This is a genomic window from Kitasatospora sp. NBC_01250 (assembly GCF_036226465.1).
In the GTDB taxonomy this organism is placed as follows: Bacteria; Actinomycetota; Actinomycetes; order Streptomycetales; family Streptomycetaceae; genus Kitasatospora.
Window position 1 is genome coordinate 490,410 of record NZ_CP108476.1, and the last position, 21,383, is coordinate 511,792.

Consider the following 21,383-nt stretch of genomic DNA (forward strand, 5'->3'; position numbering starts at 1 on the left):
TGACGCACCGCCCGGACGGCCGGTCATCCCAGGGCACTTCGCGATGGTCGCCGCCAACCATGCAGGTCACACGCGTGACGACGGCTGGGCCACCGGCGCCGCCCGAGGCATGGATTCCCCTGCCCGCCGGTACCCTCGGCGTCGCAAACAGGGGCCGAAAGGGCACCGCCGGCGCACGCAGGATCGCCGGTCTCTGCTTGGTTGTCGAGCCCCGGAGTGCGATTTCCACGAGCGCGGGGAAGAACCCGAGAACAACGCAACCACAGCACCCCGAAAGGGCGTCCCCGAGGTCACGGCGAGCGGTATCCGGTCCATGCCGCGTGCGGGGCCTCGGGCTCGCAGATGACGTCCTGGCGGGTCACCAGCACCGCCGGAAAGCTCCTGGGCTTCATCGCAGTTGACACTCCGCGCAGCACCAACGGCCTGGTCTTCCCCGTCTCGGCGGCCACCGCGTGTCGCACCGTCGCGGCCTCCCCCGGGCCTTGAACCGCCGGGCGCGGGCGCGAGGCCCACGGGTCGCGCCCGTGGGTCGGGCGACGGCTACCTGTAGTCGTCCTCGTCCAGCTCGACGACCCGGGCCTGCTCGGCGGCGTCGGCCTCGTTGGCCGCGTCCGGATCGATGCGCGTGAGTGGGTCGTCGCTGTCCTGGCGGAGGTCGGTGTGCTGCTCGGCGGCATCCGCCTCGGGCGTCTCCTGGGGGAGCTCCGCCGCGTCGTCGTCCTCCTGGAAGACGTCCGGGTCGCTCGGGTCGACAGGCATGTAACGCTCCTCGCTGCTCGCGGTGGTGATGCGTCGCCACCGTATCGGCGCCGCCCGCTCGGGGTGACGTCGACGCGCAGTCGCCGAGCCGGCGGGTCAGCGGGGGCCGTGCTCGCTCGGCGGGTCGGACAGGCGGTCGCCGTCGACGCGGGTTCCGGCCTGCTTGACCTGGCGAAAGACGGGACTGATCTCCATGCCTTCGACACCGGGCAGCGTGCCGACGCGGTCGGTGGTGAACTCGAACAGCTCGTCCAGATCGCGGCACTGGACGACGGCGTGGAGGTTGTACGGTCCGGACACCGCGGCGGCGAAGCCCACCTCGGGCATCTGCGCCATCGTCCGCCCGACCTCCTTGATCCTGCCCGGGTGGGCTCGCAGCCACAGGTTCGCCCGGGCCCGGTATCCCAGCGCGACCGGTGCGATCTCCACGTCGATGTGGACCACCCCGCCGGCGACCAGCGCCTGCAGCCGTCGTGACACCCGGCCCGGGGTGAGCTCGGCCGCAGCGGCGAGGTCGACGAGGCTGGCCCGGCCGTCCGCGGCGAGGGCCGTGAGCAGCTTCTCGTCCTGGGCGCTGAGCTGCGACGGCTGACTGCGTACGACCGGCCGTTCGGTGAACGGGTTGCCGCCGGCGCCCAGGGCGCGCTCCTGCTCGGGGGTCAGGGCTCCGGCGAGTGCGGCCCAGTAGTGCCCGCGTCCGCCGACGAACTGACGGAGGATCACCGATGCCTGCAGGTCGAGCACCGCGGCGGTGCGGGGAAGCCGGCGGCCGAGCAGGTCGTCGCGTTGTTCCTGGGATCGCGAGCGCACGGCGAAGGTGACCTCGGAGCCGGCGGCGTTCAGGGCGACCCAGCTGACGTCGTCGCGTTGGGCGAGTGCCTCGGCGATGGCCGCGGCGCTGCCGGGCCGGCAGCGCAGGCGCACCATCCAGCGGCTCTGCCCGAGCGCTCCCGGATCGACGACGCCGATCACCCGGATCATCCCCGCGCGCCGCAGGCGGCGGTACCGGCGGGCGACGGTCGGCTCGGAGATCCCGAGGACCGTCGCCACGGTCGCGAAGGCGACCCGTGGATCGATCTGCAGACTGCGGAGGATTCGCACGTCATCTGGTTCCAGAACGTCGGAATCAACGATTTCGGGACGCGACATGGTGGCAATGCTACAGAGAGGACCGCTTCCAGGCCGTTCTGCACGGCGCGTGGCCGAGGCTTGCAGGAGTACGACGAAAGCAGCCCGGAGTCGCGGGCCGAGCAGGCTCGGCTCCGGTGCCCCCGCCCGCTGAGCGGCGGCGAACCGACGAACCAGTGAAGGACTCCGGCCTGTGTCTGCTCCCACCCCGAACCAAACGCCCCCCACCGTCCTGATCGTTGCCGCCGGACGCGGCTTGGGCCATGCCATCGCCGAGCAGTTCCTCGCCAAGGGATGGCAGGTGATCGGCACCGTCCGACCGGGCAGCCCGCGAACCAGGCTCCACGATCTCGCCGGGACCGCCGGCGGCAGGGTGGAGATCGAGACGGCGGACATCAACGAGCCGGAGCAGGTCGCGGCGCTGCGCAGGCGCCTGGACGGCCGTGCGCTGGACGTCCTGTTCGTCAACGCGGGAATCACCACACGGGACGAGCACATCCCCATCGGCGAGGTGACGACCGAGGAGTTCAACGACGTCATGCTCACCAACGCGCTGAGCCCGATGCGCGTCATCGAAGCGCTGCAGGACCTCGTGACCCCGACCGGCCTGATCGGTGCGATGTCGTCCGGGCAGGGCAGCATCGCCAACAACGCGACGGGGCTGCGGGAGGTCTACCGCGGCAGCAAGGCGGCCTTGAACCAGTTCATGCGGAGCTTCGCCGTCCGCCAGCCCGAACGGGCCCGCACGCTGCTGGTCATGGCGCCCGGCTGGGTCCGCACGGACCTGGGAGGCGCCGAGGCCCCGCTCGGCATCGAGGACAGCATCCCCCGCCTGGTGAACGTCATGCTCGCCCAGTGCGGCACGCCCGGCGTGCAGTTCCTCGACTACCAGGGCCGGACCGTTCCCTGGTAGCCGCGCGAGTCGATGCGGTACCGGCCGGGGGTCGTTCCGATGACGTCGGTGAACGCTGCGATGAAGCTGCTGGGGTTGGCCCAGCCGCAGGCGTAGGCGGTCCGGGTGGTGTCGTGGCCGTCGGCGAGGAGCACGAGCGCGTGGCAGATGCGCAGCTGCGTGCGCCACTCGTAGAACGTCATGCCGAGTTCGCTGCGGAACAGTCGGCTGAGGGTGCGGGTGCTGGCTCCGATCGTCTTCCCGAGCTCGGCCAGCGTGGCACCCTCCGCCGGCGTCTCGTGCAGGATCCGGGCAATGGCTCGCAGTCGGTCGTCCTGTGGCTCCGGCAGGTGCAGCGGCTGTTCGGGTGCTTCGCGGAGTTCATCGACGAGGACGCGCAGCAGGCGGGCGCGCGCGGCGCGGCTGTGGCCGGGCGCGGCGTCCTCGTGGTTGCCGGGGCTGGTCAGGGCGAGCAGGACCTCGCGGGCGAGGCCGGAGGCCAGGAACACGGCGGGATGTGCCGGTATGAGCCGGGCGAGGGACGGCGCGAGGAAGACGATCCGCATGTCGGTGTCGCCGTGGGCGCGGTGGTGGTGCGTGAACGCGGCGGGGGTCCAGGCGACCCGGTTGGCGGGAACGACCGACGTGCCGCGCTCGGTGTGGACCGCCAGGACGCCGCTGGCCGCGTACACCAGGTGCCCCTGTGCGTGCGACTGCACCGCGCTCGTTCCGCCGGACGGCCAGAGGTGGCGCCCGGCGGACGGCCACACCTGTGACGTCGCATCAGTGGTCCGGCGAGGTTGGCCGTGAACGGGCATCAGTTGGCGTCCTATCGGTAACGAGCCACACCGTGGTCCGGTGACACTACCTGCATACGAAGTGGTTCCCGGTCGCGCAGAGCGCCCGACCGGGCCACCGGGCATCGAGGCAGCGTGCCTCGATGCCGCGGCTCGAGAGAGAAGGAGAGGCCCATGGCGACGTTCGTCCTCGTGCCCGGTGCTTGGAAGGGGTCCTGGTCGTTCGAGGCGGTGGTCCCGCTGCTGGAGCGTGCCGGTCACACCGTTCACGCCCTGACCCTGACCGGTCTGCGGCCGGACGACGACAACGCGGCGGTGGCGGCCGCCAATCTCGACACACACGCCGAGGACGTCCTGCGGCACCTCGATCGCCACCACCTCGACAACGTGACACTGGTCGGCCACAGCTACGCCGGGATGGTGATCACCGCCGCCGCCGACCGCGCCGGCGGCCGGATCTCACGACTGGTGCACCTCGACGCCTACGTCCCGCGCGATGGCGAGTCGTGCTGGTCGTCGACGAACGAGCACTTCCGGGAGGTGTTCGCGACCGGCGCCGCGGCCACCGGCTACGCCGTGCGACCGCCGGGCGTCGGCGATCCGCGCCGCCGTCCCCATCCGCTCGCCGCGTTCCTGCAGACGGTCCGGCTCACCGGCGCGTTCGACCAGGTCCCCCGCCGGGAGTTCGTCTACTGCTCGGGCTGGGAGGACCGGACACCGTTCGCCGACCTCCGCACCCGGCTCCAAGCCGATCCCGAGTGGCAGGTCCACGACCTCCCCACCGGCCACGACGCCATGCACGAGGCCCCGGAGGCGGTCGCCGCACTCCTGCTGGACCGCCGGGTCCGGGCCGACCACGAGCTGCCGGACGGCACCTGACACGGCGTGGTACGCCACCGGCCACTGCCGCCGCCCCGCCCCGCCCCCGTCCGCGACGTACCCGGGCCTGGTTTCCGGACCCGATCGCGGGCGGCCCCGTGGGAGAAGCACCCCTGACGGTCCATCAGCACCGACCCCGGGCGGGGTGACCGGTGTCACAGGCGGCGATGTCACATCCGTCGGCGGTGTCCGGTCCACTCCTCAGGTGCGACCGCGGCGCGATGCCGCGCCGCAGCCGGTGAGCGTGGCGCGTTCCGGTGAGTGGTCCGGGGCGTGGCCCGATCCCACCGGCGCCTTGAAGGAGTTCTGCGGTGGAAGGGGAATCATCATGAAGGCCGTCATCGTGTGCGCCTCCGTGTCGCACGGGAACACGAAGCGGATCGCCGATGTCATGGGCCGGGTCCTGTCGGCCCCGGTCGTGGAGCCCGAGCAGCTCGATCCGGCCGAGCTCTCCGCCTGTGACCTGGTGGGATTCGGCTCGGGCATCTTCTCGGGGAAGTTCCACCCGCGGCTGCTCCAGTTCGTCCGCTCACTCCCGGAGGGGGAACGACGCAGGGCGTTCGTCTTCGCCACCAGCGGACTGCCCGAACCGCGGTGGCGGCCCTTCTCCCGCCCCCTCGTCGGGCTTCTCGAGCAGAAGGGCTTCGAGGTGGGTGACGTCTTCTCGTGCCGCGGCTTCGACACCTGGCTTCCGTTCAAGCTCGTCGGCGGCATCAACAGGACGCGGCCCGACACCGGCGACCTGGCGACCGCTCAGGCCTTCGCCCAAGGGCTGAGCGGTCGGCTCCGGTAGTCCGTCGGGGTCGGTCGTGCCGCGAGGGCGGCACGAGCGGGAGCCCGGTCCGGGCCGCGGCTCGCCCGCGGGCGCCGCGGCCCGCCTGTCGCACGCACGTGGTCAGTGGCCACCGGGGAGCGCGAGGGCGTCGCGGAGGAACCCGGTGATCTCCGCCCGGGCCGCCTCGGCCTGCGGCACCACGGCCGGCATGCTGAGGAAGGCGTGCGTGGCCTCGGGGTACTCGGTCAGCCGCGCGGGCGTCCCGGCGCCGCGCAGGCGCTCGGCGTAGCGGCGGCCGTGATCGGCCAACGGGTCGTGGGTCGGCACCACCACCAGCGCCGGGGCGAGCCCGCTGAGATCGCCGGCGTACAGCGGCGACAGCGCACGCGGATCGGTTCCCGCGGGGACGGCGAGCCGTTCGAGCAGCCGCAGTTGGGGCAGGGTCAAGGTCGGGCTGTCGGCATGCCGGGTGACCGAGGGGTGGTCGAACATCGTCCCGGTCACGTCGGTGAGGGGGTTGACCAGTACCTGCGCGCGCAGCCGCAGGCCGGCCCGTTCGGCGCGGATGGCGGCCAGGGCGGTGATCAACCCGCCGCAGCTCTCGCCGAAGACGGCGATGCGCGCCGGGTCGATGCCCCAGTCGGCGGCGTGTCGCACCAGGTGGTCGAGCGCGTCCCAGCCGTCGTCGGCGGCGGCCGACAGCGCAGTGCCTGGGGCGAGCAGGCGGTGCTCGACCGAGACGACGAGAGCCGGCAGCCTGGCGGCGAGATGGCTGTTGACCCAGTCGCTCTGCACCGCCGTCCCCACGAACCCGCCGCCGTGGACGTGGAGCACGAGGGGCAGGGCCGTCGCCCGGTCGTCGCCACCGGCGCCGGGTGCGCGCACCGGCCGGTGGACCCGGACCGGCAGACGGCGGCCGGGCAGCGCCAGCACCTGCCAGTCGATCGCGGCGCCGGGATCCGGCATCCCGGTGATCGCCCGCATCGCGGGCGAGGCCCGCCGGTGGTTCTCCCTCGCGCTGTAGGCGGCCAGTTCCTCGGCGGTCATCGCCGGCCAGTCCGGCTCGCCCCCCAACGCCTGCTGCCGCAACCCGCTGCTGCCCGCCGACGGCTGCCGTGTGGTGCTGTCCCCGTTCATGTCTTCCCCTTCACCCGCACGGATTTCACCCGCATGGTTTTCGCTCGCATGGTTTTCACCCGCATGGTTTCGCTACCTCAGGTATCGATACCTAAGGTAGCGGAACTAGCTATGCTGAGGGAATGACCCGACCGCCTGCTTCTTCCGCCCGGCCGCCGGGACGCCCGCGCACCGGCGTCGACGCCGAGGTCTTCAGCGCCACGCTGAGCACGGTCCGCGAACTCGGCTACGCGCGCGCCACGGTCGAGCGGATCGCCGCCGCGGCCGGCATCGCGAAGACGACGGTCTACCGCCGCTGGCCGTCGAAGGGCGCACTGATCGTGGACTGCCTCCTCGACGCGTTCGGCCCGGTGCCGCTGAAGGAGGGCGCCGACCAGGCCGAGCTCATGGAGTCGACCATCCGCTGGATCGCAGCGACGATCGGCGAGCCCGGGGTGGGTGACGCGTTCGCGGGCGTGTTCAGCGACGCCGTCAGCGACCCGGCCCTGCGCGAGATCCTCTCGACACGGTTGCAGGACCCCTACCGCCTCGCCCTCCAGGACGCGCTCGACGAGCCGACGGACAGGGTCCTGTTCTTCATCGACGTCGTCGTCGGCACCCTGCTCCACCGGATGGGCATGACCGGCGCACCGATGGTCGATGCCGACGTCGACGCCCTGGTCGCGATGGTGCTGCCGCACTTCACCGACCGCGCCGGTCCGACCTGACGGTGGATCGTCGTTACCGACGCCGCCACCTGCCCGGCCTGCGCGCTGCTGATCCACCAGCCGGGGGGCGCCGCGGTCACCGTAGGGTCGCGCACCGCTCCCCCGGCAAAGCGGTCGCGCGTACTGCCGTCCGGATGATGAGGTGGCACGGTGACCAACCACGATGAGGCGGCGGCTGTCCGACCGTTGACGCTGGCTTGGGTGAACCGGCACCTGGAGGCCGGCGAACGGGTCGTCAGAACCGAAGCGCTGCACGGCGGCATCACTGCCGAAATGCGGCGGCTGACCATCGGCACGCGGGACGGAGACACCCGTGACCTGGTGCTGCGGACCTTCGTCGACCCGTTCTCCGTGGAGCACGCCGAGGACTGGCTGACCAGGGAGGCCGGCGCCCTGACCCTGCTCACGGACACCGGCGTGCCGGCACCCGGGCTCGTCGCGGCCGATCCGACCGCCGCGCACTGCGAGTACCCGTCGCTCCTGATGACCCACCTGGCGGGCCGGACCGTCCTCGACGATGAGGGAGTGGAGACGCGCGTCCCGTTGCTGGCCCGTCAACTCGTGGCGATCCACGCGTTGCGACCCGCCGTGCGGCCCCGGCGGTACGTGGCGCGGACGACCGCCGACACCGTCGTGACGCCGAGCGGCGCCGATGCGGTGGCATGGGCCGGGGCGATCGAGGTGATCCGCGAGCCCGCACCGCCCTGTGCAGGACGGTTCCTGCACCGGGACTTCCAGCCCGGCAACGTGCTGTTCGACGTGGCGCCGCCAAGCCCGGCAGCCGCCCGGATCACCGGCGTCGTCGACTGGGCACAGACCTCCTGGGGCCCGGCCGATCTCGATGTGGCGCACTGCTCCACCAACCTCGCACTGCTGCACGGCCCGGCGTGGGGCCTGCGGTTCGCCGCGGCGTACGAGGAGGCCGGCGGCGTGCTGGCCGCGACCGCGGACGAGCGGCGGTACTGGCGGGTGCGGAGCGGGCTGGTGTTCTCCGAGGAGGTGCGGTTGGTGGCGCAGCCATGGCGGGAGGCAGGGAGGACCGAGCTGACGACGCGAGTCGTGGAGGAGCGGCTGGACGCCTATGTCACCGCCCTGATGGACGCACCGGCCTGAGCCGAGCCGGTCCGGGGGCGCGGGACCGGACCGAGGGCTGCGTCTGTCCTCAGTGTCAGTGCGGCAGGATACGTTCCGGCCCATGGCTGACACGGAACTGACCACGCTGCTCGGCGTCCTGAACAGCAAGCGCACGCATGTCCTGAGCATCCTGGAGGGACTGGACGAGGAGGCGCTGCGGCGCCCGGTGCTGCCGTCCGGCTGGACGTGCCTCGGACTGGTGCACCATCTTGCCCTGGACGACGAGAAGTTCTGGTTCCGCGCGGTCGCGGCTGGGGAGAAGCCGGCGATCGAGGAGATCCTCGGGTCCGAGGAGAACGCGTGGCAGCCCGCCCCGGAGAAGACGGCCAAGGAGGTCTTCGCCCTCTATCGCCGGGAATGCGAGCTCGCGGACGCCTTCCTGACCGGCGCCGACCTGGACGCGGCCCCGGGCTGGTGGCCGGAGTTCTTCGGCGACTGGCGGTACGACAACCTGCGCGAGGTCGTCCTGCACGTGATCACCGAGACCGCCACCCACGCCGGCCATCTGGACGCCGTGCGCGAACTCATCGACGGCAGGCAGCGCTTGGTCGTCACCTGACAGGTGAGCAGGCCCGGTCGATCCAGGCCGACGTCAAGGGCCCGCCAGGACACGATCAAGTGCGGACCGGCCTGCGGGCCCCCAGTTCGACTTGCCGCCGGGCAGGCCACGGTCCCCGGCCCGGCCCATCGACATCAGGAACAGGCTCTTCATCGCGGCCAGCCCGCGCGCCCGTCGCACCGCCGCCTCGTCCGCCTGCGCGTAGCTGTCGAAGAACCGTGCGGCGCCGCCCGCAGGGAGCAGCAGCCAGGCGGCCGCGAGGTCCCACGCGGGGTCGCCGGCGAAGAGTGCGCCGAAGTCGACGACACCTGCCAGTGTCCCGTCCGCGACGACGACGTTCGCGGGATGCAGGTCGCCGTGCACCCACACCGGTGGGCCCTCCCACCCCGGGGCCGCCACCGCTTCTCCCCAGACCGCACGGATCTCGGCGGCGAGGTCGGCAGGGGCAGCGGCCTGGAAGAAGTGCTCGAAGCCGTCCGTGCAGTGCTCGGGGTGAGCGCCGAAGTCCGAAGCGGTCGGTGCGTCGGCGGGCGCCTCCACGTGCAGCGCCCTGAGGAAGCCCGCCAGCGTCTCGGCCGCGTGGTCGCCGCACGTGATCGAGCCGTGGTCCAGCGGCGTGCCGTCAACCCATGTCATCACGGTCCAGATCTTGGGAAAGCGCTCGGACGGCGCACCGTCCCGTAGCGGGACAGGAATCGGCAGCGGCAGGCGCGGCGCCAGTGTCGGCAGCCACCGGCGCTCCTTGAGCTGCAGATCGGGGCTCTTGTCCATCCGCTGCATCCGGACGGCCAACTCGTTCCCGAGGCGCCACATCTGGTTGCCCCAGCCGCCCGCCACTTCGCGGATGGGCAGCCCGGCCAGGTCCGGATGCTGTTCCCGAAGCAGGTCGCGGACCAGATCCTCGCTGATCTCGATCTCGGATTCGATCATGCCGAGCCACAGTAGTCGAGTTGGGCGGAGGCCGCCTTGCCCGACAGCAAGCGCTTCCTGCGCACCCTCAAGCCGCGTCGGAGCCTTGTGCCGGCTCCGCTTAGAAGAAGCCGTCGTCCTCGTAGTAGTTGTTGACCACCACGTCGGGCTCGTCATCGCTCAGCGCCTCGTCCAGCAGGATGCCGCCGAGGATGCCGGCCGCGCCCGCGCCGATCAGTGCGCCGGTGCCGAACCGGCGGCCCTGGTCCGGGCCGGTCTGGTGGGAGTGGCCGCCGGCGGGCGGATACCCGGGCTGGACCGACTGCGGGTAGGCGGGCTGCACGGGCTGCGGGTAGGCGGGCTGGACCGGCTGGGAGTAGACGGGCTGGGGGTGGACGGCTTCGACCGGCTGGGGCGGGGTGTAGAAGGGCGGCGCCGTGGTCAGCACCCGCTGCGCGCAGGCGCCGCACGCGTGGACCTCGCGCGCGGCGCCCCACTGCGGCGACCAGACGACGCGCGTGCTGCCGGCGCCGTGCACGGGATCGAAGAAGCAGGCCACCGCGGCGGACGCGTGGACCGGAGCGGGCGCGGGCGCAGGCACGTACGCGGGCGCCGGGGCAGGCGCGGGCGCGGCGGGCGCCGGGGCAGGGGTGCTCGGCGCGGCGGCCGGCTGGAGGACCCGCACGCCGAAGTCGGCCGCGATCCCGGCCAGCCCCGAGGCGTAGCCCTGGCCGACCGCGCGGAACTTCCACCCGCCGCGGTGGCGGTAGAGCTCGCCGAAGACCATCGCGCTCTCACCGGAGCCCGCCTGCGGCAGCTCGTAGCGGGCGAGCTCCGCGCCGGTGGCAGGGTCGGTCAGCCGGATGTGGGCGCTGCGGACCTGACCGAAGGTCTGCCGACGCTGCGCCGCCTCATAGATGGCGACCGCGAAGGCGATCTTCTCCACCTCGCCGGAGACGGCACCCAGCTCGACCTCGATCTGCTCCCGGTCCACCGACCCGGCCGGGGCAGCGCCGAGGTGGCGCACCGAACCGTCCGGGCTGCGCCGGTTGTTGAAGAAGACGAAGTTCTGGTCGCTGGCCCTGCCCGCCTGGTCGCAGAGCAGCGCGCTGGCATCGAGCTCGCACCCGTCGAGGGCGGTCCACCCCAGCCCCACGAGCACGGTGCCCAGACCGGGCGCCACCTCGCCCAGGGACACGTTGCCGCCCCTTGTCAGGACCACGCCCATGAATTCCTCCTCCAGCGCCCTCGCGCGTGCATCGGTCTGCGTCGGCGATAACGCCCTACGGGCTGGAACGGTTCCCGAGAGGGGCTCAGCCGCCGGCCGCTACAAGGAACTGGGCACGTTCGCCGACCTCTGGACGGTGACCTTCGACAAGAACGGCTGGCGCGTGATCTTCCGGGTCCGCTCAGAGGTCGGCGACGTGCTCGTAGGGCGCCGCGACGCCCACTCCCTCCGCCTACAGCTGGGTGGCGCCGCCGTCGACGAGCAGTTCCGCGCCGGTGGTGAAGGAACTCTGGTCCCCGGCCAGGTAGAGGGCGGTGGCGGCGACCTCGTCGGGGTGGCCGATGCGGCCGAGCGGGGTCGGTCCGGTGGACTCCCCGGGTGCTGCGGCCTGATCGCTCTGCGGGAACGCGGCCCGCACCTCGTCGCCGCCGGGGGTGGCGACAGGGCCAGGCGTGAGGGCGTTGACGCGGATGCCGCGGCCGGCGAGTTCAGCGGCCCAGGTGCGGGCGAGGCTGCGGATCGCGGCCTTGGTGGCGGCGTAGACGCCCAGGCCCGGGACGCCGCGCAGGGCCGCGCTGGAGGAGAGCAGGATCACCGAGGCTCCGGGCGACAGCAGCGGGAGCGCCTTCTGGACGGTGAAGACGGTGCCCTTGAAGTTGGTGGAGGCGGTCCGGTCGTACTCCTCTTCGGTGATCGCGCCGAGCGGGGCGAAGCCCCCGAGGCCGGCGTTGGCGACGACGATGTCGAGACGGCCGCTGCGCTCGGCGATCTCGGCGAAGAGCCGGTCCAGGTCGTCGAGCTTCGACGCGTCGCTCTGGATGCCGATGGCGCGGTCGCCGATCTGCTCGACGGCTGCGTCCAGTTCGGCCTTGCGGCGGCCGGTCAGGTAGACGGTCGCTCCTTCGGCGGCGAACCGGCGGGCGATGGCCAGGCCGATGCCGGTGGAGGCTCCGGTCACCAGGGCGGTCTTGCTGTCCAGCTGTCCCATGGGATTCTCCGATCCTTGACGTAACCATGTTGGTTACATTTATGACCGCAGGAAGGACCCCGCGGCCGGGGAGTACAGCGGTCGGGCTAGGCGGTTCTCAGTACGTCCCGCAGCACGTCTTCGAGGGTGGTTCGGGCCAGTTCGCTGCGGAGCGTGGCTTCGATCCCGTCGTAGACGGCGGTCATCGCGGGTGCGATGCCGTGGCCCACGACGCACTCGGAGTCCGGCACGGACCGGTGCAGGGCGAAGATCGGCCCCGACTCCACCGCCTCGTAGACATCGAGCAGAGTGATCGCCGACAGATCCCGCGACAGCGTCCAGCCGGCACCGGCACCCCTGCGCGAATCGGCCAGACCGGCCTTGCGCAGTTCGGCCAGCAGACGACGGATCACCACGGGATTCGTGTTGACGCTCGTGGCGATCTGCTCCGAGGTCGCGACCTCGTGGCCACGGCGCTGGTAGAGCCCGATCCAGGTCAGAGCGTGTACGGCGATCGTCAGTCTGCTGTTGGCGCCCATGCGCTGCATCACCTCCTTGAAGTAACCATAACAGTTACGACAGGATCTGCCTCCTGGGCGGCGCCCCGGTCCCCGATCAACCGGCGCTCCCGGCAAAACCGGTTTGCCCCGTCGCCGGGGCACCGGCGATCATGCTCAGGAACCGACCTCCCCCGATCACCGGAGACACATGACCACCGAACTGTCCAAGGCCCTGGCGCTCTTCGAGTCCGGCGACCCGCAAGGGTCGATGCGGACGCTGCGGCTCGCCGCCGACGAGCACACGTCCGCCGAAATCGCTCCACTGGTGGCCAGGTTGGCCGCGGGCGCCGGTTTCACGGACCTCGCCGAGGCCTCGACAGCACTGGTGGCCCGGCCCGGGGAGGCCGACCGGCTCTACCGGTTCGGCTACGCCTGCATCGAGCGCGGCGTCCCCGCCCTGGCCGTGCCCGCCATGCGGGAGGCGCTGCGGCTGACCCTGGCGCCGCCCGCAGCGCCTGCACCACAGCGCACCGGGCTGTTCCGTCGCAAGTCCAAGCAGCAGCCCGACCCGACGGTCCCCCCTCGCCAGGTGGTGCTGGAGCTGGTGACGTCGCTGGAGCGCGGCGAACGGCACGCCGAGGCCTTGGCCGTGCTGCGCGAGCACGATGCCCTGCTGGGCGACTGGCCGGACCGCTACCTGACGGTCTACAACGCCCTGATGAGCGGCCGGATCGCCCTCGCCCGCGAGGTGTTCGACGCTCTCTGTGCGCCCGAGGGAGTCTGGGTGGAGCCCGGCCAGCGTGTCGAGCGGATGCTCGAACGGGCCGCCGCCCTCCCGCCGGCCGACGAGTACGACCTGCGCGGCTGGCACTACGTGCTGACCGGCGGGCTGCTCACCACGCTCTCGCCGTACGGTTTCAGCCAGGGCATGACGGGTCGCTGGGCCTATCTGCAGGACGACTTCGACTCCTGCCGGTACGGCCTGGAGCGGCTGCGGACCGTGCTGGAGGCCACCGGTCGCAAGCCCGCGTCCATCGGCCTGCTGCCGGACCGGGGCAGCCAGGCCCTCGGCCTGGCTGCGGCCCGCCTGTTCGACATCCCGGCCGCCCCGCACCAGCCGGGCAGCCGCGGCGCGCTGGTGGTCGCCTACGACCTGAACGCGTGCGACCCCGTCGTGGTGGCCGACCTGCGCGAGCGGGCGGCGGACGAACTCCTCTACGAGCACGCCACCTGCTGGACCGAGACCCCCGGCGTGACCGCCGATGTCTCCACCCTGCTGGTGCAGAGCGTCAGCGCGCCCTGGGAGCCGGGCCTGCAGATCACCGGGGACGGCGAGGCGCAGCGCTCGGAGCCCGACGAACGCTCGGCCGAGGAGCTGGCCGAGGCGATCCTGACGGCCGAGCCGGCCCCAAGCGACGGTGACGGGCAGACCCCGGCCGACCCGGACGACGTCCTGGCCGCCTTCGCCGCCCGCGCCGCCGGCTCGTGGGCGAGCGGCCCGCGCGACCGGATCCGCTCCTCGGGCCCGGTGCGCAGCTCGCGCTTCACCTGACCTGACGGGCCGTCCGCGCGAGCTCCTGCCGCACCGATCGGCGCAGACCGTGCACCCTCAGAAGAGGCCCGCCGACAGGAGTGCGGGCTCGCGGCGGGGTGTCCGGTCGTGCCCGGTGGGCTGGGTGCCGGTCCAGCTGCCGAGGGTGACCTCGGCCGTGATGCCGGGGCCGAAGCCCGCGATGACGCCGCGCGCGGCGGGCGTGGCTCCGCCGTCGTCGAAGAGCCGGTCCAGGGCGTCGAAGATGACCGCGCTGGCGATGTTCCCCCGTTCGGTAAGGGTGGCCCTGCTGTAGCGGAACACCGTGGCGGGCAGCCGGAGGTGGGTGGACAGGTCGTCGAGAATGCGGGGGCCGCCTGCATGGACGAGGTAGAAGTCCAGTGCGGAGACGTCCCATCCGTGGGAGGCGCCGATCGCGTTCATGGCCGGCGCGAGGTGTTCCATCGAGTGGGGAACACGCTTGTCGAGCATGAAGTGGAAGCCGGTGTCGCGGACCGCGTAGGAGATCCATTCCTCGGTGTGCGGGACGAGGTGGGAGCCGTTGTGTTCCAGCCGTACCCCGGTGCCTCCGTCCGCGCGGACCACCACCGCGGCGACGGCGTCGCCGAAGAGGCCGTTCGAGAGCAGGTTGCCCACGGCGAGGTCGTCGGGCTGGTAGCACAGCGAGCAGAACTCGCAGGCCACGATGAGGACGTTCGACTCCGGGTAGGCGGTGCAGAAGTCGTGGGCGCGGTTGACGGCTGCGCCGCCGGCGGCGCAGCCCAGCTGCGCGATCGGAAGCTGCCGGGTCTGCGGCCTGAACCCCATGGTGTTGATGAGCCAGGCGGTGAGGGAGGGCATCATGAAGCCGGTGCACGACACATAGATGATCATGTCGATGTCCTCGGGCCCGAGTTCGGCGTGAGCCAGGGCCCGGCGCACCGTCGAGGGGACCCGGGCCTTCGCCTCGGACTCGTAGACCGCGTTGCGAGCGGTGAAGCCGGGGTGCTTCAGGGTGACGTCGATCGGCTGCACCAGGTGCCGGGTCGCGACACCGGTGCGGGAGATGAGCCGGAGTGCGAGGTCGAGTTGGGGGTGACCGGCATGCAGGCTGCGTGCCAGGTCCAGGGTCTGCTCTAAGGTGATCACGTGCTCGGGGAGGCTGATGGCGGGCCGGCAGAGAGTGGCCATGTCGTTCGGGTTCCTTACCAGGTGACAGGCAGTGCGAGGGGGTGGCGCCAGATCGACACGGTGTTCCACCGCACCTGGTCGGCGGGGACGGCCAGCCGTAGCCCCGGGAAGCGGCGCAGGAGCGTTCCGACGGAGAGCTGGAGCACCATGCGGGCGAGGTGGGAGCCCAGGCAGTGGTGGCTGCCGTACCCGAAGGCCATGTGGGCCACCGGCTCACGCCGGTCGAAGTCCAACTCGTCGGCGCGGTCGTAGACCAGCCCGTCACGGTTGGCCGTCAGGTAGGAGACGTGCACGGTGTCGCCGGCCTTGATGAGCGTTCCGCCGACTTCGACGTCCTCCAGCGCCACCCGGGGGATGCCGACACTCTGGCGGAACGGAATGAACCGCAGCAGTTCCTCCAGCGCCTGCGGCAGGAGGTCCGGACCGGCACGCAACTGCTCCAACTGAGCCGGGTGGGTCAGCAGGGTGTAGACGACGTTGCCGATGTCGTACGTCGTGGTGTCGTGCCCGGTGACGACCAGCAGCATGGCCAGGACGGCGAGTTCGCCGTCCTCGAGCATGTCCGCGCCCACCCGCGCCGTGGCCAGGGCGCTGATCAGGTCGGCGCCCGGGGCGCGTCGCCGTTCCTGCGTCAGCTCGCTGAAGTAGGCCCGCAGGCTCGCCTTGGCGTCGACGGCGCCGGCCCGGTCGGCCGGACGCATCGACATCATCGCCGTCGCCCACTGCCGCAGTTGGGGACGGTCCGCTTCCGGCACGTCCATGAGCTGGCAGATCGTCATCAGCGGGATCCGCTCGGCGAGGTGCGCGACGACATCGGGGGCGGCGGCTTCGGTCATCGCGTCCACCAGCCCGTCCACCGCCTGCTGGGTCCACGGCCGCAACGCCTCCACCTGCCGGGTGGTGAACGCCTTGATGGCGAGCTTGCGCACCCGGTTGAGCTGCGGCGGGTCCATGAGGTTGATGGCCTCGGGCTGGGCGATGGGCGCCGGGGTGATCCGCGGGAAGTCCCTGCCCACCAGCGCCGCACGGCTGAAGCGCCGGTCGGAGGTCACGAACTGCACGTCCGCGTAGCGGGTGACCAGCCAGCAGACACCTTCGCCGTACGGCATCCGGACTCGCGCGACAGGTGCTTCCTCCCGCATCCGGGCCAGGAAGGGATCGGGCTCCAAGGCCTCGTCGTGCCGGACCGGGCACGTGAGGACCGTGTCCTCGACGGTCATTGCGTGGTCTTCTCTCTTCGGGTCTCTTCGAGGGAACGGCGATCGCGACCGGACGACGCCGACTCGCGTGATCACTCGGACGAGCGATGGCGCCCGTCGGCCTCCTGTCACTCCTTCAGGGCATCAGGCGCGCGGCACCAGCTGCAGGGCCCGCCCTTCGTCGTCACGCACGACGTCCAGCACGGCGGTGGCGGCATGGCGGCCCAGTCGGCCGGAGCAGCGATGTGGAAGATCACGGAACCCTTATAGCGTCTGCCGACCGGGCCGCCGTGCCGTCGCAGGTGCGGGCCGGCCGCTCCGACGGCGGGCGGAGTCACCGCTCCGGCGGGCGGTCCGGAAAATCGCTTCACCCGTGCTCGCCTCGTTCGGTACGGTCGAGGGATTGTCTTCAGTGCCGGGGAGCCTGCGAGTTCGCGTTGGTGCGCCCGGCAGTTCCCAGGCTGAGAGCAGGTTTCTCCATGGCGTGTCGTATCGGTGAGCTCGTCCTCGGTTGCCGCGAACCCGAGGTGCTGGCGCGGTTCTGGTGCGAGGTCCTGGACTTCGTCGTCCTCGGTCGCGAGGACGACGGCTCCATGGAGATCGGCCCGCGCGAAGGGTTCGGCGGTCCGCAGCCGACGATCTTCCTCAGCCGCAGGGACGAGCCGGAGAAGGGGAAGTCCCGGCTGCACATCGACGTCAACCCCACCGACCGCGACCAGGACGCCGAGCTCGAACGCCTCCTGGCGCTCGGTGCGCGCCCGGCCGAGATCGGCCAGACCGGGGACGAGCAGTGGCACGTCCTGGTCGACCCCGAGGGCAATGAGTTCTGCCTGCTCAGGGCCCGCCTCAACCCGCTCTGACCGCTCAACCCGCGCCGACTGCTCCGACCGCTCCGATGCTCATCGGCGGCGGGTTCGTCGACCAGGACGAACCCGCCGCCGGCCACTCCCGCCGACCGGCTCCACGCCTCAGCAGCCGCGCACGGCAGCGAGGCACTCGTCGTACAGGTCCATGATGTCGCCCTGGTCGTCCTGGTCGACCCAGGTCATCGACGCGGCGTCCAGGCAGGCGAAGGCCGTCGCGATCACTGCGCGGACCTTCGCGTCCGCACTGCCGCCGGCTACATCACCGGCGACAACCTCACCGTCTCCGGCGGCATCGGCGTGCACACCCGCCCCTGACGAACGGTCACGCGCCCAGCCCCGACCGGCCCGGTCCGGCGGCGTCGGCGAGCCGGTAGAGCTGGATGCCGCTGCACTCCTTGACCAGGCGGTAGCCCAGCGACGGCAGTTGGGGCAGGCGGGAGATCTCCCAGGCGAAGACGGGGATGCCGCCGTGCGCAGGGTCGCTGACCAGCAGCCACTCGGGCCTGGTCCCGCTGTCCAGGGCCGTCGGGAACCGGTAGACGGTGGCACGGTCGGTGAGCTGGGGTGCCAGGAAGTTGATGACGGCGATCCGCGCGCCGTCGGGGACGGCGGCCATCACCTCGCGGGCCGGGGCGGCCCACGGGCTGGGCTTCCAGGCGGGACCGGTCAGATCGCTCAACGGCAGGCCCGGGGCCGAAAGGAGGCTCACGGCCACGCTCACCGCGACCGCGTTCCCGATCAGCCGCGGCTGCACCAGCCGGCGCTCGCGCAGCCTGCCCAGTGCGTCCGCGAAGGCCAGGAAGACGATCGGCATCAGGACCGCGCTGTAGTGGAACTCCTGCCCCCAGAACGCCGGGTTGGTCGACCAGAACCGCCAGGCCAGCGTGGGGAGCACGAGCAGGACCAGCGGCGAGCGCAGCGCCAGGAACGCGGTCGGGGCGAACAGGGCGATCAGCGTCTCGCCCTTCACCTGCGGAAGCAGCAGCCGCGCGAGCGGGCCGTCCGCGTCCGGGGAGGCGGAGCCGAAGTAGTCGTACCGGCCATGGGGGTTGAGGGCCGGGATGAGGACCAGCACGATCAGCAGCCCCGACAGGATCCCGAAGCACACCACCCCCGCCCCCAGCCTGCGGCGGCCGTTCAGCAGGATGTACAGGCCGATCGCGACCACGGTCAGCGGCAGATCCTCCTTGACCAGGACCAGCGGGAGCGCGTACGCGGTGGCGGCGCGCCACTGCCGTCGTGCCAGGCGTTCCAGGCAGAAGGCCAGCAGCGGGACCGCGAAGGCGATTTCGTGGAAGTCGAAGGCAACAGCCTTCTGCAGTCCCCAGGACAGCCCGTAGGCGAGGCCGATCCCGGCGCCGAGCAGGGGTGTGGTGGTGCGGATCGCCAGCCGGGTCACCGGCACGACGGAGACCGCGAAGAGCGCGGCCTGGGCGATGAGCAGGGTCAGCGGGGACGGGAAGAGCCGGTAGAACGGGGCGAGGGTGACCAGGATCGGGTGGAAGTGGTCGCCCAGCAGGTTGTCGCCCGCACCCTTCAGTTCCGAGACGGGGGCGCGCAGTTCGCTGTAGGCCCGCACGGCCTGCTCGAAGATGCCCAGGTCGTAGCCGGTGGAGCGGAGCTGGAGGTGCTTGGTGACGGACAGCGCGGCGTAGGCCGCGAAGAAGAGCGCGGCCAGCAGGTACGGGGCCCCGCTGCGGTACCTGCGGCTCGTCGGGGCGTTCGGCGGCGCGGGTTCCCGCTGCCGGTGCGGACGCGGACGGGACAGGACGAGGGACACGGGCACTCCAGCCGGGCGGGGACGAAGGGAGTGCCCACCATCGGGCGCGAAGGATTAAGCGATGATGAATCCGGATGAAGTGATCTTCATCCGCCGAACCACGGCCACAAGGCAGGATGACCGGCATGCGCGTACTGGTGGTCGAGGACGACAAGCGGATCTCCGCGGTGCTCCGCCGCGGGCTGGAGGCCGAGGGCTACGCGGTCGACGTGTGCCACGACGGCCGGGACGGTCTGTGGATGGCCCGGCAGCAGCCCTATCAGGCGATCATTCTGGACATCATGCTCCCCGGCCTGGACGGCTACCGGGTCTGCGACCAACTGCGCCGGGAGGACAACCGCACCCCGATCCTGATGCTCACCGCCAAGAGCGGGGAGTACGACGAGGCCGAGGCACTGGACACGGGCGCGGACGACTTCCTGGCCAAGCCGTTCTCGTACGTCGTCCTGCTGGCCCGGCTGCGGGCCCTGATCCGCCGCGGCGGCCCGGTGCGCCAGGCCGCCGTCCGGATCGGCGACCTCCACCTCGACCCGGCCACCCGTCGCTGCCGCCGAGGCGGCAGCGACATCGAGCTGACGGCCAAGGAGTTCGCCCTCCTCGCCCACCTCGGGCTGCGGGCGGGCGACGTGGTGAGCCGCACCGAGTTGCTGGAGCAGGTCTGGGACGCCAATCAGCAGGGCGGCAGCAACGTGGTCGACGTCCACATCAGCGCCCTGCGCCGCAAGATCGACACACCGTTCGGCCGGTCCACCATCCAGACCGTGCGCGGCGCCGGGTACCGACTGGCCGACGATGACCAGTAGCCGCCTGCCGATCCGGCTGCGCGCCGCCCTGGCCGCAGCCCTCGCCGCCGCGCTGGCCTTCAGCGCCGGCGCGTGGTGGCTGCGCCACGAGCTGTACGCCTCGAAGCTGGCCGCTGCCCTCAACCAGGCGGAGGCGGACCTGAACACGATCGAGTCCCGCTACAGCGGCCGCGGCGTCCCCAGCTACTTCCAGGACCGCGAGACCTGGGTGATCGTCGACCCCGAGGGACGCCTCGTCGCAGGCGCACCGGAGCTGACCCCCTTCGTGCCCGATCCCCTGTGCCCGTCCCTGCCGAACACTCCGCCGGTCGCACGGACGACCGTGCACCTGGGCCCCGTCGCCGACAGCGCCCCGCCCGGCAGCCGGCGCCTGGCGGGCCACGACTTCACCCTGTTCACCGGCTCCTTCGAGGGCCCCGGCCAGGCTGACGACGGCGGCCCCGCCCCCACCGTGACCCTGACCCTGCACCTCCTGGTCACCCCCTGGGAGGCCGAACAGGCCGTCGCGGACGTCGACCGCGTGCTGTACGGCGGCATCCCCGCAGCCGTCCTGCTGGTCGCCCTGATCGTCTGGGCCACCACCGCCCGGGCCCTGCGCCCGGTGGAGGGCATCCAGCAGCGCCTTCGCGCCATCACCGCCCGCGACTTGAGCCTGCGGGTGCCCGTCCCGCCCCGCCGCGACGAGATAGCCCGGCTGGCCGCCACCACCAACGACACCCTGGACCGGCTGGAGCAGGCCGTCGAACAGCAACGGCGGTTCACCGCCGACGCGTCCCACGAACTGCGCACGCCCCTCGCCGCCCTGCGCGCCGATCTCGAAGTGGCCCTGCACTACCCCGACCACACCGACTGGCCCAGCGTCGTCCGCGACACCCTCGCCGACGCCGAACGCCTCCAGCAGCTCACCGAGGACCTGCTGCTGCTCGCCGGGCTCGACAACCACGGCGCACCGCCCGCTCAACGCGTGGAGCTGAACGCCCTGGCCCACAACGCGGCCACCCGGGCACGCCGGCACGCTCCCGCCGCGGTCCGGGTCGACTGCCGCACGGGCGAGGACATCGCCGTCCACGGCGATGCGCGGCAGCTGGAACGCCTGCTGCGCAACCTCCTCGACAACGCCGTGCGCCACGCCCGCAGCAGCGTCACCCTGACCGTCGGCGCGCGCGGGTCCGCTGTCCTGCTGGAGGTCCGCGACGACGGCACGGGCGTGCCGCCCGAAGAGCACGAGCGGATCTTCGAGCGGTTCGCCCGCCTCGACTCCTCCCGCACCCGCGACGACGGCGGCACCGGTCTCGGCCTGGCCATCGCCCGCGAGATCGCCCACCGCCACGGCGGCACCCTGCGTCTCGACGGCACCGTCTCCCCCGGCGCCCGCTTCATCGCCGAACTCCCCCGGGAGCCGTCGCGGTAGGTGCCGCACGCCGGTGACGGCGACGGCCACGGCCACGGCCACGGCCACGGCCACGGCCACGGCCACGGTGACGGTGCGTCGGGCCCTGACCGACCGTCCGGACGGGTATTCAGCCGCCTGCGGCAGGGCTCGTTTTCGCCTCGCCCGAACGGAGTGTACGTACCCGATCCATGACCATTGCCAGGGATAACAATAACGTAACCAAGTGCTTCTCTTTACCAGCTCTTTACT

At 71.9% G+C, this 21,383-nt stretch carries 22 protein-coding genes; 10 read left to right on the top strand and 12 right to left on the bottom strand.

Annotated features, from left to right (window positions below):
- Positions 1 to 290: 290 nt before the first annotated feature.
- The 3 genes from OG500_RS02370 to OG500_RS02380 form a co-directional block, all read right to left on the bottom strand.
- Positions 291 to 461 carry a hypothetical protein gene (locus OG500_RS02370; RefSeq protein ID WP_329575923.1) on the bottom strand — a complete coding sequence of 57 codons (171 nt, stop codon included), beginning with the start codon at positions 459 to 461 and terminating at the stop codon, positions 291 to 293.
- Between the two features lie 79 nt (positions 462 to 540).
- Positions 541 to 759 (bottom strand): hypothetical protein, encoded by a 219-nt coding sequence (locus OG500_RS02375; protein WP_327064670.1) that lies wholly within the window; start codon positions 757 to 759, stop codon positions 541 to 543.
- Positions 760 to 855: 96 nt separating this feature from the next.
- Positions 856 to 1,860 (bottom strand): Lrp/AsnC family transcriptional regulator, encoded by a 1,005-nt coding sequence (locus tag OG500_RS02380; RefSeq protein WP_327071419.1) that lies wholly within the window; start codon positions 1,858 to 1,860, stop codon positions 856 to 858.
- Positions 1,861 to 2,080: 220 nt separating this feature from the next.
- On the opposite strand from OG500_RS02380, the gene OG500_RS02385 reads away from it, so the two are divergent.
- Entirely contained in the window at positions 2,081 to 2,800 is a 720-nt protein-coding gene (locus tag OG500_RS02385) for an SDR family oxidoreductase (protein WP_329575930.1), read from the top strand.
- Here the strand turns inward: OG500_RS02385 and OG500_RS02390 are convergent.
- Positions 2,773 to 3,498, bottom strand: a complete 726-nt coding sequence (locus OG500_RS02390) for a helix-turn-helix transcriptional regulator (RefSeq protein WP_329575934.1) — start codon at positions 3,496 to 3,498, stop codon at positions 2,773 to 2,775. The two genes, OG500_RS02385 and OG500_RS02390, sit on opposite strands and share 28 nt — an antisense overlap.
- 252 nt (positions 3,499 to 3,750) lie before the next feature.
- Here OG500_RS02390 and OG500_RS02395 point away from each other — a divergent pair, with 252 nt between their 5' ends.
- Positions 3,751 to 4,455, top strand: a complete 705-nt coding sequence (locus OG500_RS02395) for an alpha/beta fold hydrolase (protein ID WP_329575937.1) — start codon at positions 3,751 to 3,753, stop codon at positions 4,453 to 4,455.
- 328 nt (positions 4,456 to 4,783) lie between these two features.
- The gene (locus OG500_RS02400) at positions 4,784 to 5,248 is read left to right on the top strand and encodes a flavodoxin family protein (RefSeq protein ID WP_329575940.1); all 465 of its coding nucleotides are present in this window, start codon (positions 4,784 to 4,786) and stop codon (positions 5,246 to 5,248) included.
- A gap of 102 nt (positions 5,249 to 5,350) precedes the next feature.
- On the opposite strand, the gene OG500_RS02405 is transcribed toward OG500_RS02400, so the two are convergent.
- Positions 5,351 to 6,277, bottom strand: coding sequence for an alpha/beta hydrolase (locus tag OG500_RS02405; protein ID WP_329587364.1), 927 nt, complete (start codon positions 6,275 to 6,277; stop codon positions 5,351 to 5,353).
- 212 nt (positions 6,278 to 6,489) lie between these two features.
- Here OG500_RS02405 and OG500_RS02410 point away from each other — a divergent pair, with 212 nt between their 5' ends.
- The 3 genes from OG500_RS02410 (at position 6,490) to OG500_RS02420 (ending at position 8,767) form a co-directional block, all read left to right on the top strand.
- Complete coding sequence (locus OG500_RS02410; RefSeq protein ID WP_329575943.1) at positions 6,490 to 7,074, top strand: TetR/AcrR family transcriptional regulator; 585 nt, start codon at positions 6,490 to 6,492, stop codon at positions 7,072 to 7,074.
- A 150-nt stretch (positions 7,075 to 7,224) separates the two neighbouring features.
- Complete coding sequence (locus tag OG500_RS02415; RefSeq protein ID WP_329575946.1) at positions 7,225 to 8,187, top strand: phosphotransferase family protein; 963 nt, start codon at positions 7,225 to 7,227, stop codon at positions 8,185 to 8,187.
- An 82-nt stretch (positions 8,188 to 8,269) separates the two neighbouring features.
- On the top strand, positions 8,270 to 8,767 hold the full coding sequence (locus OG500_RS02420) for a DinB family protein (protein WP_327064677.1): 498 nt from the start codon (positions 8,270 to 8,272) through the stop codon (positions 8,765 to 8,767).
- Positions 8,768 to 8,800: 33 nt separating this feature from the next.
- On the opposite strand, the gene OG500_RS02425 is transcribed toward OG500_RS02420, so the two are convergent.
- The 4 genes from OG500_RS02425 to OG500_RS02440 all read right to left on the bottom strand — a co-directional run bounded on the left by OG500_RS02425 (position 8,801) and on the right by OG500_RS02440 (position 12,410).
- Positions 8,801 to 9,697 carry an aminoglycoside phosphotransferase family protein gene (locus OG500_RS02425; protein WP_329575949.1) on the bottom strand — a complete coding sequence of 299 codons (897 nt, stop codon included), beginning with the start codon at positions 9,695 to 9,697 and terminating at the stop codon, positions 8,801 to 8,803.
- Positions 9,698 to 9,797: 100 nt separating this feature from the next.
- Positions 9,798 to 10,904, bottom strand: a complete 1,107-nt coding sequence (locus OG500_RS02430) for a TerD family protein (RefSeq protein WP_329575952.1) — start codon at positions 10,902 to 10,904, stop codon at positions 9,798 to 9,800.
- A gap of 232 nt (positions 10,905 to 11,136) precedes the next feature.
- Positions 11,137 to 11,892 carry an SDR family NAD(P)-dependent oxidoreductase gene (locus tag OG500_RS02435; RefSeq protein ID WP_327064680.1) on the bottom strand — a complete coding sequence of 252 codons (756 nt, stop codon included), beginning with the start codon at positions 11,890 to 11,892 and terminating at the stop codon, positions 11,137 to 11,139.
- Between the two features lie 86 nt (positions 11,893 to 11,978).
- Positions 11,979 to 12,410 carry an Rrf2 family transcriptional regulator gene (locus tag OG500_RS02440; protein WP_329575956.1) on the bottom strand — a complete coding sequence of 144 codons (432 nt, stop codon included), beginning with the start codon at positions 12,408 to 12,410 and terminating at the stop codon, positions 11,979 to 11,981.
- Between the two features lie 169 nt (positions 12,411 to 12,579).
- Here OG500_RS02440 and OG500_RS02445 point away from each other — a divergent pair, with 169 nt between their 5' ends.
- Positions 12,580 to 13,923, top strand: a complete 1,344-nt coding sequence (locus tag OG500_RS02445) for a hypothetical protein (protein WP_329575958.1) — start codon at positions 12,580 to 12,582, stop codon at positions 13,921 to 13,923.
- 57 nt (positions 13,924 to 13,980) lie between these two features.
- Here OG500_RS02445 and OG500_RS02450 read toward each other — a convergent pair whose 3' ends face one another.
- Together OG500_RS02450 and OG500_RS02455 are read right to left on the bottom strand one after the other, a co-directional pair.
- A complete protein-coding gene (locus OG500_RS02450) occupies positions 13,981 to 15,093 on the bottom strand; it encodes a type III polyketide synthase (RefSeq protein WP_329575961.1) in 1,113 nt (370 codons plus the stop codon).
- Positions 15,094 to 15,107: 14 nt separating this feature from the next.
- Positions 15,108 to 16,313 (bottom strand): cytochrome P450, encoded by a 1,206-nt coding sequence (locus tag OG500_RS02455; RefSeq protein WP_329575964.1) that lies wholly within the window; start codon positions 16,311 to 16,313, stop codon positions 15,108 to 15,110.
- 458 nt (positions 16,314 to 16,771) lie between these two features.
- Between OG500_RS02455 and OG500_RS02460 the strand changes: the two genes are divergently transcribed.
- Entirely contained in the window at positions 16,772 to 17,152 is a 381-nt protein-coding gene (locus tag OG500_RS02460; RefSeq protein WP_327064685.1) for a VOC family protein, read from the top strand.
- 328 nt (positions 17,153 to 17,480) lie between these two features.
- Here OG500_RS02460 and OG500_RS02465 read toward each other — a convergent pair whose 3' ends face one another.
- Positions 17,481 to 18,938 (bottom strand): DUF2079 domain-containing protein, encoded by a 1,458-nt coding sequence (locus OG500_RS02465; RefSeq protein WP_329575968.1) that lies wholly within the window; start codon positions 18,936 to 18,938, stop codon positions 17,481 to 17,483.
- 125 nt (positions 18,939 to 19,063) lie between these two features.
- Here OG500_RS02465 and OG500_RS02470 point away from each other — a divergent pair, with 125 nt between their 5' ends.
- Positions 19,064 to 19,741 (top strand): response regulator transcription factor, encoded by a 678-nt coding sequence (locus OG500_RS02470; RefSeq protein ID WP_327064687.1) that lies wholly within the window; start codon positions 19,064 to 19,066, stop codon positions 19,739 to 19,741.
- Complete coding sequence (locus OG500_RS02475) at positions 19,731 to 21,152, top strand: sensor histidine kinase (protein ID WP_329575971.1); 1,422 nt, start codon at positions 19,731 to 19,733, stop codon at positions 21,150 to 21,152. The genes OG500_RS02470 and OG500_RS02475 overlap by 11 nt, the downstream gene beginning before the upstream one ends.
- Positions 21,153 to 21,383: the final 231 nt, after the last annotated feature.

Bases quoted from the DNA above. Each gene is read 5' to 3' on its own strand.
- OG500_RS02430 (WP_329575952.1), bottom strand. From the start codon at position 10,904: ATGGGCGTGGTCCTGACAAGGGGCGGCAACGTGTCCCTGGGCGAGGTG.
- OG500_RS02460 (WP_327064685.1), top strand. From the start codon at position 16,772: ATGGCGTGTCGTATCGGTGAGCTCGTCCTCGGTTGCCGCGAACCCGAG.
- OG500_RS02400 (WP_329575940.1), top strand. From the start codon at position 4,784: ATGAAGGCCGTCATCGTGTGCGCCTCCGTGTCGCACGGGAACACGAAG.
- OG500_RS02455 (WP_329575964.1), bottom strand. From the start codon at position 16,313: ATGACCGTCGAGGACACGGTCCTCACGTGCCCGGTCCGGCACGACGAG.
- OG500_RS02410 (WP_329575943.1), top strand. From the start codon at position 6,490: ATGACCCGACCGCCTGCTTCTTCCGCCCGGCCGCCGGGACGCCCGCGC.
- OG500_RS02405 (WP_329587364.1), bottom strand. From the start codon at position 6,277: ATGACCGCCGAGGAACTGGCCGCCTACAGCGCGAGGGAGAACCACCGG.
- OG500_RS02440 (WP_329575956.1), bottom strand. From the start codon at position 12,410: ATGGGCGCCAACAGCAGACTGACGATCGCCGTACACGCTCTGACCTGG.
- OG500_RS02395 (WP_329575937.1), top strand. From the start codon at position 3,751: ATGGCGACGTTCGTCCTCGTGCCCGGTGCTTGGAAGGGGTCCTGGTCG.
- OG500_RS02435 (WP_327064680.1), bottom strand. From the start codon at position 11,892: ATGGGACAGCTGGACAGCAAGACCGCCCTGGTGACCGGAGCCTCCACC.
- OG500_RS02375 (WP_327064670.1), bottom strand. From the start codon at position 759: ATGCCTGTCGACCCGAGCGACCCGGACGTCTTCCAGGAGGACGACGAC.
- OG500_RS02470 (WP_327064687.1), top strand. From the start codon at position 19,064: ATGCGCGTACTGGTGGTCGAGGACGACAAGCGGATCTCCGCGGTGCTC.
- OG500_RS02445 (WP_329575958.1), top strand. From the start codon at position 12,580: ATGACCACCGAACTGTCCAAGGCCCTGGCGCTCTTCGAGTCCGGCGAC.
- OG500_RS02425 (WP_329575949.1), bottom strand. From the start codon at position 9,697: ATGATCGAATCCGAGATCGAGATCAGCGAGGATCTGGTCCGCGACCTG.
- OG500_RS02420 (WP_327064677.1), top strand. From the start codon at position 8,270: ATGGCTGACACGGAACTGACCACGCTGCTCGGCGTCCTGAACAGCAAG.
- OG500_RS02475 (WP_329575971.1), top strand. From the start codon at position 19,731: ATGACCAGTAGCCGCCTGCCGATCCGGCTGCGCGCCGCCCTGGCCGCA.
- OG500_RS02450 (WP_329575961.1), bottom strand. From the start codon at position 15,093: ATGGCCACTCTCTGCCGGCCCGCCATCAGCCTCCCCGAGCACGTGATC.